16 protein-coding genes and 1 pseudogene are annotated in these 14076 nt (G+C 41.3%); 11 read left to right on the plus strand and 6 right to left on the minus strand.

Annotated elements, in window-relative coordinates; all coding sequences use genetic code 11:
* Window positions 1-235: 235 nt before the first annotated feature.
* Genes istB through RHM67_RS14225 form a run of 3 tightly spaced genes read right to left on the minus strand, consistent with a single transcriptional unit; the run spans window position 236 to window position 2524 of the window.
* Window positions 236-982 carry an IS21-like element helper ATPase IstB gene (gene istB / locus RHM67_RS14215; protein WP_322227467.1) on the minus strand — a complete coding sequence of 249 codons (747 nt, stop codon included), beginning with the start codon at window positions 980-982 and terminating at the stop codon, window positions 236-238.
* A gap of 19 nt (window positions 983-1001) precedes the next feature.
* Window positions 1002-1772 (minus strand): Mu transposase domain-containing protein, encoded by a 771-nt coding sequence (locus RHM67_RS14220; protein WP_322227468.1) that lies wholly within the window; start codon window positions 1770-1772, stop codon window positions 1002-1004.
* On the minus strand, window positions 1772-2524 hold the full coding sequence (locus RHM67_RS14225; RefSeq protein ID WP_322227469.1) for an IS21 family transposase: 753 nt from the start codon (window positions 2522-2524) through the stop codon (window positions 1772-1774). Before RHM67_RS14225 ends, RHM67_RS14220 begins: the two co-directional genes overlap by 1 nt.
* A gap of 239 nt (window positions 2525-2763) precedes the next feature.
* On the opposite strand from RHM67_RS14225, the gene RHM67_RS14230 reads away from it, so the two are divergent.
* On the plus strand, window positions 2764-3261 hold the full coding sequence (locus RHM67_RS14230) for an integrase core domain-containing protein (RefSeq protein ID WP_322232193.1): 498 nt from the start codon (window positions 2764-2766) through the stop codon (window positions 3259-3261).
* A 571-nt stretch (window positions 3262-3832) separates the two neighbouring features.
* Window positions 3833-3973 (plus strand): hypothetical protein, encoded by a 141-nt coding sequence (locus tag RHM67_RS14235; RefSeq protein ID WP_322227470.1) that lies wholly within the window; start codon window positions 3833-3835, stop codon window positions 3971-3973.
* Here the strand turns inward: RHM67_RS14235 and RHM67_RS14240 are convergent.
* Window positions 3956-4120 (minus strand): hypothetical protein, encoded by a 165-nt coding sequence (locus RHM67_RS14240; RefSeq protein ID WP_322227471.1) that lies wholly within the window; start codon window positions 4118-4120, stop codon window positions 3956-3958. The two genes, RHM67_RS14235 and RHM67_RS14240, sit on opposite strands and share 18 nt — an antisense overlap.
* 49 nt (window positions 4121-4169) lie before the next feature.
* On the opposite strand from RHM67_RS14240, the gene RHM67_RS14245 reads away from it, so the two are divergent.
* From RHM67_RS14245 to RHM67_RS14260, 4 genes are all read left to right on the plus strand, one after another.
* Entirely contained in the window at window positions 4170-5279 is a 1110-nt protein-coding gene (locus RHM67_RS14245) for a HAMP domain-containing sensor histidine kinase (protein WP_322227472.1), read from the plus strand.
* Between the two features lie 146 nt (window positions 5280-5425).
* A complete protein-coding gene (locus RHM67_RS14250; RefSeq protein ID WP_322227474.1) occupies window positions 5426-6559 on the plus strand; it encodes a PAS domain-containing sensor histidine kinase in 1134 nt (377 codons plus the stop codon).
* A gap of 48 nt (window positions 6560-6607) precedes the next feature.
* A complete protein-coding gene (locus RHM67_RS14255; protein WP_322227475.1) occupies window positions 6608-6802 on the plus strand; it encodes a hypothetical protein in 195 nt (64 codons plus the stop codon).
* A gap of 55 nt (window positions 6803-6857) precedes the next feature.
* A complete protein-coding gene (locus tag RHM67_RS14260; RefSeq protein WP_322227476.1) occupies window positions 6858-7151 on the plus strand; it encodes a hypothetical protein in 294 nt (97 codons plus the stop codon).
* 1018 nt (window positions 7152-8169) lie between these two features.
* Here RHM67_RS14260 and RHM67_RS14265 read toward each other — a convergent pair.
* Window positions 8170-9840: a molybdopterin-dependent oxidoreductase gene (locus RHM67_RS14265; protein WP_322227477.1), complete on the minus strand. Its 1671-nt coding sequence runs from the start codon at window positions 9838-9840 to the stop codon at window positions 8170-8172.
* A 547-nt stretch (window positions 9841-10387) separates the two neighbouring features.
* On the opposite strand from RHM67_RS14265, the gene RHM67_RS14270 reads away from it, so the two are divergent.
* From RHM67_RS14270 to RHM67_RS14280, 3 genes are all read left to right on the plus strand, one after another.
* Window positions 10388-10519, plus strand: a complete 132-nt coding sequence (locus RHM67_RS14270) for a hypothetical protein (protein WP_322227479.1) — start codon at window positions 10388-10390, stop codon at window positions 10517-10519.
* A 222-nt stretch (window positions 10520-10741) separates the two neighbouring features.
* Window positions 10742-11011, plus strand: a complete 270-nt coding sequence (locus tag RHM67_RS14275; RefSeq protein ID WP_322227480.1) for a hypothetical protein — start codon at window positions 10742-10744, stop codon at window positions 11009-11011.
* 80 nt (window positions 11012-11091) lie between these two features.
* On the plus strand, window positions 11092-11697 hold the full coding sequence (locus RHM67_RS14280; protein WP_322227482.1) for a hypothetical protein: 606 nt from the start codon (window positions 11092-11094) through the stop codon (window positions 11695-11697).
* 235 nt (window positions 11698-11932) lie between these two features.
* On the opposite strand, the pseudogene RHM67_RS20650 reads toward RHM67_RS14280, so the two are convergent.
* A pseudogene (locus tag RHM67_RS20650) lies at window positions 11933-12292 on the minus strand (ATP-binding protein); the annotation flags it as partial.
* Between the two features lie 248 nt (window positions 12293-12540).
* On the opposite strand from RHM67_RS20650, the gene RHM67_RS14285 reads away from it, so the two are divergent.
* Both RHM67_RS14285 and RHM67_RS14290 read left to right on the plus strand, forming a co-directional pair.
* Entirely contained in the window at window positions 12541-13293 is a 753-nt protein-coding gene (locus RHM67_RS14285; protein WP_322227469.1) for an IS21 family transposase, read from the plus strand.
* Window positions 13293-14063, plus strand: a complete 771-nt coding sequence (locus RHM67_RS14290; RefSeq protein ID WP_322227468.1) for a Mu transposase domain-containing protein — start codon at window positions 13293-13295, stop codon at window positions 14061-14063. The genes RHM67_RS14285 and RHM67_RS14290 overlap by 1 nt, the downstream gene beginning before the upstream one ends.
* Window positions 14064-14076 lie beyond the last annotated feature (13 nt).

The raw sequence follows: 14076 nt of genomic DNA on the forward strand, positions 1-14076 counted from the left end.
CAACACCGGAAAAAACCCACTCGGGTAAACCATATTTCCTCGCTAATTTAACTATTAATTTTTTCGTTCGTTTACCTATAACATCTCGTTGATAGCGTGGATATACCAATTTAATTGACCCCTCTCGCCAATCGTTCGTGACCCCTTTGAGTTAAGGGTTTAAAAGAGCATAAAGTTATTGTACAGACAGGCTCCTGGGAGCGGATGCTTTTGTCCGGTTTAACAACTATTATTTTTACAAAAATACATTTTCTGATTTAGAGTTTCTTCTCCTTAGTGATTCGCCATACAGTTCAACCCTTAATGAGTGATGAACAATGCGGTCAAGGATAGCATCGGCGATTGTTTTTTCACCGATAACATCATACCATTCCTTGACTGGGATCTGCGAAGTGACCACCGTAGAGCGCTTTTGGTGCCTGTCTTCTATAATATCCAGTAAAGAAGCCCGGCTCTGGGCATCAAAAGGCTGTAGACCGAAGTCGTCCAATATCAACAGATCGGCCCGTTCTATTTTTTTCAGTTCTGCCAGAATGGTACCTTTTGCTTTGGCCAGCTTCAGCTGGCCCATAAGCTTGGCCGTATTGACGTATAAGACCTTGTACCCATTCTGACAGGCCTGATAGCCAAGCGCTGTCGCCAGATAGCTTTTGCCTGTTCCGGTGGAACCGGTAATAAACAGATCCTTGTGCTCCTTAACAAAGTCAAGCCCGGCCAGCCTGTGTACCTCATTCTTGTCCAGACCACGATCTATACCGTAGTCAACCTGCTCCAACGAAGCTTTATACCTAAAGCCTGCTCCCCTGATGGCTCGTTCTACGTAACGGTTTCGCCGGTCGTCCCATTCACTGGCGACCAGCAGGGCGATGAACTGATCGGCTGTAAGCGATTCTTTTACTGAACTCTCCAGATTGGTTTTAAAGGCATCATACATGCCATAAAGGCGAAGCTGACGCATCTTGTCTAATGTTTCATTATTCATTTGTTCTATGTTTTATGGGTTACTGGTAATATTCTTTTCCTCTGATATTGTTATGGGCGGGGATCACTGATGTCTCGTCCTCTGGCTGAAGCTGGTCCAGGCGTTTCTTGAGTATCTCTTCGATAATTGGATAGTTATACTGGTGGAGGTTGTAGGCCCAGCGGCAGGCACCAGCCAGCCTTCCGGCACCAACACGACGGGCAAAGCTTAGAATGCCAGCGCATGATTTGTAAGCCTGTTCCGGATAGACCTTATGTTCCAGTACCTTGGTAATGTAGCGGGCTACATCCTCATGAATAGCTTCGGCCTCCTGAATAAACTTTTCAGGGCACCATTCAGTAAGGAAACGATGCTGCGAGGCCAGGTGATTGTCATCTGTTGTGTGGCGATACTTGATACGGACACGTGGATGGGCTGCGATCTGAGTGTACTGGTAATAGATCTTAACGGAACCGGAAGTATATAAGACCTTGACCTTCTTTCCGATATAAGTGTAAGGCACGCTGTAATAGTGAATATCCTCGCCCAGGCGGATATATCCGTTCTTCATAACGGTAACCATTACCTGTTTATTAACCTCGTAACGCAATGGGTTCAGTGGTGCCAGTACATCCCGTTCGATCTCTTCGAACTGTTCCCTGCGGGAGTAGGTCCGCCCGGAGAAGGGTTTGTTGTTATGGATCTCTAAAGCGGGACGTATAGCCGAGTTCAGCGATCCCAGATCGCTGAACCTGCGGCCTTCCAGCCTGGTGTATATGCTCCGGTAGATCAACTTTACCGCTCCTTCCACTAAGGACTTATCACGCGGCTTATAAACACGTGCAGGCACAACGGTAACGGAATAATGTTCAGCGAAGGAAGCGAACTCGTCATTAAGTATGGCTTCGTATTTACTCCCCGGGTTACCGCAGAACGCAGGTTGTCCGGCACCATGGCAACAGGAACCCCGCCAAAGTAATGCAGCGCATTCTCACAGGCTTTGATCAGATCTTCTTTACGCTGGCTTTCCACCGCTTCTACATAAGTAAGCTGACTGCAGCCCAGGATAGCTACAAACACCTCCACATCCTGTACGCTACCTTCGGATAGGGTGATCTGCAGCTTACTTCCTGTGAAGTCAATATACATCTTATCGCCGGCCTTGTGATCAATGTGCATGACCGGCCGCGAGAGTTGTAGATAAGTGTGGACCGCATTATTGAACCGCGAACGGCCATAGCCATCAGGATACTTTTCGATATACTCATTATGCAGCATCTCGCGGGTTACGCCCTTCTTTTTGAGCTTCTTGCATATCTCGGGAAGCAAGGCCTCCAGCGTCTGCATACGGGGATTGTTCTCGGTCTTGCCAACCGGGGTAGTGAACAGCACGGCAAGCTCGCTATCGCTCCTGGCGCCAAATGCCTCGTGGCTTATGCCCAAATCGTGCCATACACGTACGTACTTTTTAATGGTGTTACGGGAAATACCTACCATCCCGTGAATCGTTTTGACCCCGGTACCCTGACAGTATAATCGAATGATCTGCCTTAGTTTATTCATCTTGATCGGTTTATTGGACATTGTATTCGCTGGTTTTCGTTTATCTAAAAAGTAAACAAAAACTTTGTCCGCAGGTACCGTCAATACAAAAACTTCGAGCTCTTTTAGGGGGTCACTTTCGCGTGGCGAGAGGGGTCACTTTGCTTTGGCGAAGTGGGGTCATCATCACGCGGCAAAAGGGTACTTCTTCAATCGGTCTGATGGGGGCATTTTATTGAGTTTTATCCAGCTTCAGCTACCTGAGCCTGATCACAGATGCCTATTCCAGAAAAATCGTTGGATATGCCCTGCATCCCAGCCTGGAAGCAGTTGGATGTATTGGAGCCCTGGAAATGGCAGTAGACGGAAGGAAACGGCTATCTCCATTTATCCTGATACATCATTCTGACCGAGGAATACAATACTGCTCCCAGAATTATACAGCACTGCTAAACCAGGATAGGATCGCCATTAGTATGACTCAAAGCGGCAGTCCTTATGAAAATGCACTTGCCGAGCGCGTTAACGGAATTATCAAGAATGAGTTCTTTCCTAAAAAGGTTTATCAGAACCACAAGGAAGCAAAGAAATGCATTGTAGCAATCATTGGTCATTATAACGATAGGCGTCCACACGCAAGCTTAAATTACCATACACCGGAGCAGGCTCATGGCATGTCCGGTGAAATCAAAAAGCGTTGGAAGGGATATCCACGCCCCAAAAAAGGAAAGGAGGAAAATCAGGTTACTGGCATTTAAGACCGTGCTGGCAAAAAGAAAAAAAGAAGCAAAAAAGAAAAACGCATTAGGATATGGAAAACTGAAGGAGTTTCCCACATCCTAACACGCTAATAATAACAATAAGAGGTAAGCTTTCAGCTATTAAGAAAATAAAAGGCGTACCCTTGTAAAGTAAAAGCAGGACTAATGAAATATCGGTGTAAACCGATTCCAGTATTACTACTCAAAAACGACAAGTAAAACCAGGACGAGACAAACTGAGTGCAGTCCTGAATGATGCTCTTAATTGCATCTTCCGGCAGGTTAATCAAGCGGATGCTTTTGCAGCGCAGCGAAAATGCATTAGCAGGATATTTAAGCAGACCATCTTTTAAAATCCCTGTCAAGGATAATAGCGGCATTCTTCCGGGAAAGATATAGCGTATAGCCTGGTCATAGGGACAGCATAAAACGAATCAGAATATTTATGCTTAAAATATCCATCATTAAGTGCTTATTTATCTATTAATGATGTAAAAAGCAATCATTAAGTGGTAACGAAAAAAGACAGGGAATAGACCGGAAAGACCTACTGGAAGTGGCCAAACAAATGACCATAAAAAAGCCCAACGAGATCATCAGGCAAATCGAAGGCATCCTTAAACTGTGGACGGATTATGCAAATCAATGTGATGTTGAAACTGTTTTGCAAAAAACGATAACCGAAACTTTCTTATTTCTGAAAGTTTAACTTTCCTAAAGCCGGTTCCTTAAACGCGTCGCATTGCTTCACATATAGTTCCATCTTATCCATATCTTCCTGATGCACGGTCGCGCTAAATTCATAGGCACGTAATAGCATCCTGATATAGGCAGCCGATTCTCCCTGTTTGGTCAACTTTTTATTGTATTTTTGCAACAAAGGTACTGTATCAGATTAATTTACGATGGATAAGATTAATGAGCAAAACGCGTTTCAAAAAAGTGTTCCGGAAGCAGAGATGTATAAGCCTTTCCAATCTTTAGATATAGCACGCATTGCCCTTGAATCCACGAACGTTGGTATTTGGATCATAGATATTACGACTAGAGCTTTTCTTCCTTCCCCCTGTGCAAAAGAATTATTCGGATGTGCGACTGATAAAGAAATGTCATTCGATGGGGCGATGCACCAAATACCTGAGAGACACAGACCGGAGGTGATCGCGGCCATCGAAAATGCTTTTACAAAACGCAAAAGTTTTTCAATCGTATTCCCTATTGCGGATGGTGGTACCAAACAACGGTGGTTAAGCATTTTAGGTGGCTGCAATAATATGGAGGACGACAACTGCTATTTTTCAGGTGTTGTGATGGATATCACCGAACAAAAGCACAATGATCTAAGGAAAAGCAAATTTATCGGCATGGTAAGTCATGAACTAAAAATACCCCTTACTGTATTAAAGGCTTATATCCAAATGCTGAATACCTGGGCAAAAAAGCAGAAAGACCATTTCACAATTGGCGCATTATCGAAAGCCGAGAGACAGGTTAAGAAAATGCTGAATATGATCAACAGGCTACTAAACTTATCGGGAGCTGAATCAGGGAAGATTCATTTAAATAAACAAGATTTCCTAATCAACGATTTGATCATAGAGGTGATAGAAGAAACTCAATTTATAACTGCATCAGATAGCACTGTTTTAGCTCCTTGTGAAACGATTGAAGTGCATGCTGATCAGGAGAAAATTGAGCAGGTACTTATTAATCTGTTAAGTAATGCAGCGAAATATTCGAGCAAAGACTCGCTAATTGAAATATCTTGCCACAAGGTTGACGATAAGGTCCAGATTAATATAAAAGATTCGGGTATGGGCATTAGTCCCGAAAATATTGAAAAGCTGTTCGACCCACACTATAGGGTTGAAAGTAAAGAAACCGAAAGGATATCAGGGTTTGGAATAGGCCTTTACTTGTGTTCGGAAATAATTAAACGGCACCAGGGAAAGATATGGGTGGAAAGTGAATTAGGTAAAGGGAGCATATTCAGTTTCACCCTACCCTTAAATTAACCTACAACTTTAACGAGAGAGCTACTAACCGTTTTACTACCTAAACTAATTAAAACAATACGGCCATTTTTATGCTTATATGAGGGAGCGATTATCCACTTCTGCTACATTTACATTGTTGGAATCTAAGGACAGTACTCATACTGATGGATACTATCGAATCGTTAAAGAAACAGAACGCGGCCTTAAAGCTGGAAACCCAACGGCTTAAACAAAAAGATCGTCAAAACAGATTTCGGACAATTTTTGAATATTCGAGATTGGCAAATAAGGTAATCTCGCCCGACCTAAAGATACTTCAAGCCAACATGGCTTTGGTTAGGCTGCTGGGATATGACACCAAGGAGGAAATTATAGGCACGCGAATATTGGATTATTCTCCATCGGCAGATCATTCGCATTGGCAATCACTTCAAGAGCAACTTTGGCAAAAAGAAACTCCTTTTTTTTCCTTAGAAACGCGCCTTATAAAAAAGGACGGGACAATGATCTGGTGCCAGGTGACTTCCATATTGTTTCCGGACGAATCCGGATCACTAGGCTATACAATTATTGATGATGTATCGGCGCAACATCAGTTAAAAGTGCATAAGGAAGAATTTATAAGCGTGGCAAGCCATGAACTCAAAACACCCATCACCAGCCTGAAAGTAAACCTACAGTTAATGAGCCGGATGTTAAAGACGGAAACAGTTGTCACAGAACGTCTCATTAAAATGACAGAAAATGCAGAAAGACATGTAATTAAGCTTAGTTTTCTGGTAAGTGATCTGTTAAGTTCTACCAAAATAGAGCAAGGTCAATTGTCTTTAAAAAAAACAACTTTTATTTTGAAGGAATTGGTTGACGAATGTTGCAGTCACATTCGTTTGGAGGGTAAATATCATATAAATTATACGAGTAGCACTTCCTATACCATATTTGCAGACCGGGAGAAAGTTGACCAAGTGCTGGTAAACTTAGTTAACAACGCAGTGAAGTATGCATCCGAGTCTTTAGAGATCACCATCAATGCTCAACATATCAATGGAGCAACTAAAATATCAGTTAGCGATAAGGGTAAAGGTATCGAACTTGAAAATTTAGGTAACCTTTTTGACCGCTACTTTAGATTGGCGAAAGATAATAACCGTGCATCAGGTTTGGGACTTGGTTTATATATTTCTGCTGAAATTATCAGATTACATGGCGGCGAGATGGGGGTAGAAAGTGAATTAGGTAAAGGAACTACTTTTTGGTTCACCATACCCGATGCGGACTCCGCTATTGGGTTAAATTAATTTTAGAAAGCGAATAAAGTTCAACTTATCATTAAATTAAAATAGCATATGTTAAAGGATAAAGGAACCAGTATTGAGAACAAAGACCTGGAAAAGACGGGTAAAAAGAAACACAAAAAATCGCTTAATGACGGAATGAATACCCCTGTACCAGATAATACATCCACTCACATTACCTCAGAAAGTGAAGCCGCCTTACTCAAGCAAGCGGAAAACCCATTAGGCGATCCCAATAAAATCTAATGAATTATGCCCAACTACGACAACCAAACTAATAATACCCTATAATTTACAAACTATGACAACTATTAAAAATGTACATCCGTTAAGTGCTGAAGTGCTTTTCAATCTTTTAAAGAGAGAGTTCGCAATCGAGATCAATACTAAACTGAATTCCAGCCTGAGCATAGAATATGCGCACGTTTACGATGTAATCAATATTTCATTTCCGGAAATAATAGAAGGCACAGTTTTCACCCTTATCGTAAATGAAAATGAAATTGAGCTTTCTAACAATGGTGACAATACCGAATACAATTCTGACTTACTTGAACAGCATCTTGTTGAATTTCTGAACGAAAAATGCAGTTAGGAGTAAACAGGTTACTGAAACCTAAAAGATAATTTACGACAATAGAACAGCATTTCATGGTAGTTTAGATGTGACCATTTGCATATTTAAAATATTTTAAATATGCAAATGGTCACATCTAAACTTAGTTAGGATTTTCTCGCCAACAACAAAGTTTAGCGAAGCAGTTGATTCAGAAAGCATACATAAACTACGCAATAAACTTTCTTACGGCTTTATGAAACTGAAATACTTTTGAAAGTCAGTAAATCTTTGCATACTGTACCCCTTACTGGTACATATATACCAGTAAGAATGGGCTTAAATATATCAGTTGATATACATTATGCTAATCACTAAATTCACGATATAAACTTTAAATTACTTTTGTCGCAATTGTTGCCACGCACCCGTAGACCATAAGGCCAGTATTATAAGGATTATCTGAAACGGTAACCTCAGCCATCTGGCCAAGTCTGAATCCAGGCCAAAAGCATTTCTGTATTCAACCAATTGGGCGATATTTCCTGGGAAAACCAAAACAAAAAAGATCGCAACTATCCAACCAACTTTACCACCGTGCTTTTTGTAATAAAATTAGACATAGCCCGAGTAGTATTTCTATAACTCCATATAAAATAACTACCAAATCCGGGTTTATGGGCAACCACGGTGGAACTTATGCTTAAAAAAATCTTACAAAAGTAAGATGACCAATGCCTGCGAAAAGCAGAAGCAGGCTGAATACGATAAGTGAGGTTTTTTGAGCTAACGCTGACCTTTGCATTCCAATTACTTATACAAGTTGTAATTTTGTTCGCAATAAGCTATTGCCATAATGTCAACCCTCAAACAATTTATCTTTTCCATAAAGGAGAAAAACTGTTTATAAACCCTACTAATATTTCATTTTGACTAAAGGCATAAAAACGACTTTAAATAAAAAGGCGGAGGTTTCTTCTCATTTTAAAGCCAGGTATGCTGATATGATGGTATCCATTTTTTCAAAAATCCGGTTGGGCAGTTTCGACCTATGCGTCTATGTATCAGCCAGCAGGTCAAAATATTCATCATCTTCATTTTTACCGCCGTAACCTTTCCCTACATGATTAGGGCTGTCTACAAACTCAATTTTGCAAATCCATTTAACCATCTTATAACCTAACTGATTCTCTACCCGCAAACGGAGCGGAGCGCCATATTTTTCCGGAAGCGGCTGATAGTTCATTTCCCAGGCTAGTATAGATTCCGGCTTCAGGCAGTTATCTAAACTATGGGTATCATAATAGGTCCCACCATATAAGCCCTCACCAAAAGAATAAAACACTACAGTTTTAACAGATGGTTCAGGTTTAACGAGTTCTACCAACGCCTTAATAGGCAAGCCACCCCATTCCGCAATACCCGACCATCCTTGTATGCAATGGTGCATGGTAATATTTTGTTCCAACCCCATTTTCCTAAGTTCTTCAAGTGATAGCTCTACCGGGTTTTTAACCAGGCCACCTACCGAAAGCTTAAAATCTATAAATTTATCCGCAGCTAATTTTTGCCACTTTTCCGACACCGGCATTTTCCCATTTACCCAAAAATAAGGCGATATATCTTTTTTCTTGTAGTAGAGCTTAGGCTTAAATTTATTGATTGTATTTAGCCATAATGTTCCATTAATCGTAGCTTCAGTTTGCTGTAAAGACCGTGGACGTTGCCAGGAGACCCAATGTGCCAGAAATCCAAACGTAATGGTAAATAAAACAATACCTAATACAATATATAAACCGGTATAACTAGTTTGACTATCTGTATTTACTGTTATATGGTTCATGTTGCGGGTAAAACCAGTTGCTGCGACCATAGCTACATGAATGATAATAAATATTACATAAGCCAGCATAACTAAAAAGTGAACCGAACGTGCACCCTGCCGGTTACCGAACAGCTTTGGTAGCCAATGGAAACGATTTTCTATTGCAGGTGACATAGACATACCGCTTAACATGGCAATAGGAGCCAAAAGAAAAACCACTGTGAAATAAGAAACTTGCTGCAAGGCATTAAAATGATAATAACCGTTAGGTTCAACCGGCATGTGAAACGTTGCATAATGCACAAAAACGTTCCAGGAATCAGGGATGACCTGCCAAGACACCGGAACCAAGCGTTTCCATTGGTTTGTAAAAAATAACAGCGCGATAAAAACTACACCATTAAGCAGGAAAAACGGAACAGTTATAAAATGCCATGAACGGGCTATGCCTACAGAATGACGATAACCCGGCAGTCCAACAATTGGGTTTAAATAACGGCTATCTTCTTTTGCTGTATAAATCCGGTCGTTAGGCACCTTTGTAGGTGTAAATCTGAGCCATTCCGAGTTTGGCGAACAGCCCCGGTTCCAGTAAAGGCGGGGATGGTCTGCTAAAATAGAAAGTCCGCTTCTGACGATCATAATCAAAAAAAAGAAATTCACCCAGTGGCTTAAACTTACCCATAAAGGAAACCCCTTTGGGTCTGAAAGCGATAAAGCGGGGAGTTTTACAGGAGGGTCTGCTGGTAAACCAAATGCTATAAATTGAAACCAGGCAAGCCCAACAGTTAACAGTAATACGGTTAAAATGATAACAAGCGCATAAGGCTTTATACTAATAAACCATCTTCTATCTTCTGGGTAGCGTATTTCCTGTTCTGCTTTGTTAAAGTTGGTAAACATAGTTTATATAATTAAATGCGCAAATCCTTATTTTCTTTCCTTCTTTTTCATAGTTCAATTTTCCATTTATAATTCTTGCAGGCGCTGTATCAGGATATTCGTTATCTTTAACAATGCCCATTATCTGCATTACTTTCCAATTACGAACTTTTAAATAATCAGAGACCATAGAACACCGACAGCGCCACAATACAGATTTTGAACACATGTACGCTGTGCGTTGTTTTAATGACATCTCTTTAATATCTCTTATTCCTTCTGTAAAACCTCCGTTTCCATATACTTAAAAGCGCCTACAATAATTTTGCGGATGATATTGGAGCGAAGATTGACGCCGATATTGCTACTAAAACAGTTTACTGGAGATTCCGTATTCATTGACCATGCGATTCCGTGCGCTCAGAACACCGATTTGTGTAGGCAGGTAGAAAAAATGAAATTAATAATCAAGGATTTAATATGGTCAACGTGTTCCGGAATCATCTGCCTGAAATTTCGGAACGAGGTGTCAATGGCGGCGGAATCTCCATTTATTCGACTAAAAGGCTTGGAAAAAGCTGTCAGGAATTATAATTTCCTGGATGTGGGCGTACACAACGGCTTTATGTTTAAGCCGGCGGCGATGGCTATCGCCAATGCCAATAAAACCGATTTCGAATTAGTGCAGAGGGCTACTTAGGCTCGAACATATCTTTGTTATTAGCTTATTATCAATAACTTATGTAGAAAAGAAAACTTCAGGTACTTAGTTAGGTACCCACTTTATTGACTGTTCAAATATACTATTTCCCCTGTAAAATGCATTGGACCAAGAATTAAAATGTAATAATTTTACATGAATTTTCAATAACAATTCTTACATTTTAAACTTTGGCCTATCTTTATGTTCAAACAGATTGTCATGGCCAAATTAGATGAACTTAAAAAGCATTTAAAATGTGGTAAGGTATATTGCAGGTCCGACTTAGTTAAATGGTCTAAGTCGGTAGACCGGCACTTAGAAGCGCTTGTTGAAGACAGGGCATTACAAAAACTATCGCAAGGGCTTTATTACTTTCCAAAAGAATCTTCATTCGCTAATACACCCCCTGAAGAAGAAACATTAATAAAAAGTTTCTTAAAAGAAAGTCACACCCAATTTAAAGCTTCCGATCAATTCCTGGGCTTATGATAACGCAAAAACAACGGGCGGCATTGATATTATAGATAATAGCGCCTTTGATTTCACTATAACTACATGGGAACCATCAAATGGATAGATTTATAGAAACAAACAAACTCCTAAAAAATAGCAGTTTTTTCTACACCATCGCCATAGGTATGGATAGCAAATATTCCTATGTGAGTGATAACTATAATAAGAACTTTGACTTTATAAAAGATTCATTACTCGGAAAATTATTTTCTATCACCCTTCATCCTGATGATATAAGCATTTGCGCTGAAGTGGCTATGAAGTGTTTTCAAAGTCCTGGCGGGCTTTTTCCTGCTACTTTGCGCAAACACAATGGTCTTGGAGGTTTTGTAATTACCCAATGGGAAATGCAGGCCATGTTTGATGAGCAAAACCAACCGGTGGGGATTTTTTGCATCGGGTATAACATTACGGAGTACGTAAAATCCCGATCAGACCTTGTTGATGCCAAAGCCGAAATAGTGACAAAAGACGGTAAACTAACGGAGATCGGCTTATTACAATCACACGTGATCCGTAAGCCATTGGCAAATATAATGGGGCTTGCCAATATATTAAGTACTATGGAAATGGACACCAACCTAAAGAACATCAATCAAATGATGATAAATAGCGCAAATGAGCTGGACAAGGTAATCGTAGACATTTCTAATATGATCTAATACCTCGTGTTGAGGCAATGCCTTATTCTGCGCAAGTTGTAATGGGATCAGCCTTTTTGATCGAGGAATGTTTCGGAGAGCTCATGAATTAGCCAAAAGGCAGCTTGAGTTTATCATTTCGGTAAGTTGATATGACATTAGCTATCCTTTCCATTTTGGGTAAAAAAACTACTGGTCTTATACGGCTATAGGTTGACAAACGACAAGTAAAACTAGGACGAGACAACTTGATGAATTAGCTAATAAAACGAGTGTTTGGTACAATAAAGTCCTGTTTAACCAAGGTATTCGGAAAAAAAACCTTAAAAGTGGTCCCCTCGCCTAACTGACTTTTCACTTCTATTCGCCCTCTCAATGCTTCAATTTGTGTTTTTATAATAAATAAACCTAAGCCCTTTGCATCCTTATTTCCGTGGAAGGTATTATACATACCAAAAAGCTGACCATAGTGCTTTTTTAAGTCAATGCCCAGACCGTTGTCATTAAAAGTTAAAATTTTAAAGTTACCCTCTACAAACAGATTAATATTGATGATTAACGGTAGTGTGGGAGATTTATATTTGATAGCATTCGTTATTAAGTTTAACAGAATACTTTCAAAATAAGTAGGGTTTGTGGATAAAACTCAATAAAATGCCCCCATCAGACCGATTGAAGAAGTACCCTTTTGCCGCGTGATGATGACCCCACTTCGCCAAAGCAAAGTGACCCCTCTCGCCACGCGAAAGTGACCCCCTAAAAGAGCTCGAAGTTTTTGTATTGACGGTACCTGCGGACAAAGTTTTTGTTTACTTTTTAGATAAACGAAAACCAGCGAATACAATGTCCAATAAACCGATCAAGATGAATAAACTAAGGCAGATCATTCGATTATACTGTCAGGGTACCGGGGTCAAAACGATTCACGGGATGGTAGGTATTTCCCGTAACACCATTAAAAAGTACGTACGTGTATGGCACGATTTGGGCATAAGCCACGAGGCATTTGGCGCCAGGAGCGATAGCGAGCTTGCCGTGCTGTTCACTACCCCGGTTGGCAAGACCGAGAACAATCCCCGTATGCAGACGCTGGAGGCCTTGCTTCCCGAGATATGCAAGAAGCTCAAAAAGAAGGGCGTAACCCGCGAGATGCTGCATAATGAGTATATCGAAAAGTATCCTGATGGCTATGGCCGTTCGCGGTTCAATAATGCGGTCCACACTTATCTACAACTCTCGCGGCCGGTCATGCACATTGATCACAAGGCCGGCGATAAGATGTATATTGACTTCACAGGAAGTAAGCTGCAGATCACCCTATCCGAAGGTAGCGTACAGGATGTGGAGGTGTTTGTAGCTATCCTGGGCTGCAGTCAGCTTACTTATGTAGAAGCGGTGGAAAGCCAGCGTAAAGAAGATCTGATCAAAGCCTGTGAGAATGCGCTGCATTACTTTGGCGGGGTTCCTGTTGCCATGGTGCCGGACAACCTGCGTTCTGCGGTAACCCGGGGAGTAAATACGAAGCCATACTTAATGACGAGTTCGCTTCCTTCGCTGAACATTATTCCGTTACCGTTGTGCCTGCACGTGTTTATAAGCCGCGTGATAAGTCCTTAGTGGAAGGAGCGGTAAAGTTGATCTACCGGAGCATATACACCAGGCTGGAAGGCCGCAGGTTCAGCGATCTGGGATCGCTGAACTCGGCTATACGTCCCGCTTTAGAGATCCATAACAACAAACCCTTCTCCGGGCGGACCTACTCCCGCAGGGAACAGTTCGAAGAGATCGAACGGGATGTACTGGCACCACTGAACCCATTGCGTTACGAGGTTAATAAACAGGTAATGGTTACCGTTATGAAGAACGGATATATCCGCCTGGGCGAGGATATTCACTATTACAGCGTGCCTTACACTTATATCGGAAAGAAGGTCAAGGTCTTATATACTTCCGGTTCCGTTAAGATCTATTACCAGTACACTCAGATCGCAGCCCATCCACGTGTCCGTATCAAGTATCGCCACACAACAGATGACAATCACCTGGCCTCGCAGCATCGTTTCCTTACTGAATGGTGCCCTGAAAAGTTTATTCAGGAGGCCGAAGCTATTCATGAGGATGTAGCCCGCTACATTACCAAGGTACTGGAACATAAGGTCTATCCGGAACAGGCTTACAAATCATGCGCTGGCATTCTAAGCTTTGCCCGTCGTGTTGGTGCCGGAAGGCTGGCTGGTGCCTGCCGCTGGGCCTACAACCTCCACCAGTATAACTATCCAATTATCGAAGAGATACTCAAGAAACGCCTGGACCAGCTTCAGCCAGAGGACGAGACATCAGTGATCCCCGCCCATAACAATATCAGAGGAAAAGAATATTACCAGTAACCCATAAAACATA

The sequence above is a fragment of the Mucilaginibacter sp. 5C4 genome, from assembly GCF_034345625.1.
Lineage (GTDB): Bacteria > Bacteroidota > Bacteroidia > Sphingobacteriales > Sphingobacteriaceae > Mucilaginibacter > Mucilaginibacter aurantiaciroseus.

Bases quoted from the DNA above. Each gene is read 5' to 3' on its own strand.
- istB (WP_322227467.1), bottom strand. From the start codon at position 982: ATGAATAATGAAACATTAGACAAGATGCGTCAGCTTCGCCTTTATGGC.
- RHM67_RS14225 (WP_322227469.1), bottom strand. From the start codon at position 2,524: ATGAATAAACTAAGGCAGATCATTCGATTATACTGTCAGGGTACCGGG.
- RHM67_RS14235 (WP_322227470.1), top strand. From the start codon at position 3,833: ATGACCATAAAAAAGCCCAACGAGATCATCAGGCAAATCGAAGGCATC.
- RHM67_RS14245 (WP_322227472.1), top strand. From the start codon at position 4,170: ATGGATAAGATTAATGAGCAAAACGCGTTTCAAAAAAGTGTTCCGGAA.
- RHM67_RS14250 (WP_322227474.1), top strand. From the start codon at position 5,426: ATGGATACTATCGAATCGTTAAAGAAACAGAACGCGGCCTTAAAGCTG.
- RHM67_RS14255 (WP_322227475.1), top strand. From the start codon at position 6,608: ATGTTAAAGGATAAAGGAACCAGTATTGAGAACAAAGACCTGGAAAAG.
- RHM67_RS14260 (WP_322227476.1), top strand. From the start codon at position 6,858: ATGACAACTATTAAAAATGTACATCCGTTAAGTGCTGAAGTGCTTTTC.
- RHM67_RS14265 (WP_322227477.1), bottom strand. From the start codon at position 9,840: ATGTTTACCAACTTTAACAAAGCAGAACAGGAAATACGCTACCCAGAA.
- RHM67_RS14275 (WP_322227480.1), top strand. From the start codon at position 10,742: ATGGCCAAATTAGATGAACTTAAAAAGCATTTAAAATGTGGTAAGGTA.
- RHM67_RS14280 (WP_322227482.1), top strand. From the start codon at position 11,092: ATGGATAGATTTATAGAAACAAACAAACTCCTAAAAAATAGCAGTTTT.
- RHM67_RS14285 (WP_322227469.1), top strand. From the start codon at position 12,541: ATGAATAAACTAAGGCAGATCATTCGATTATACTGTCAGGGTACCGGG.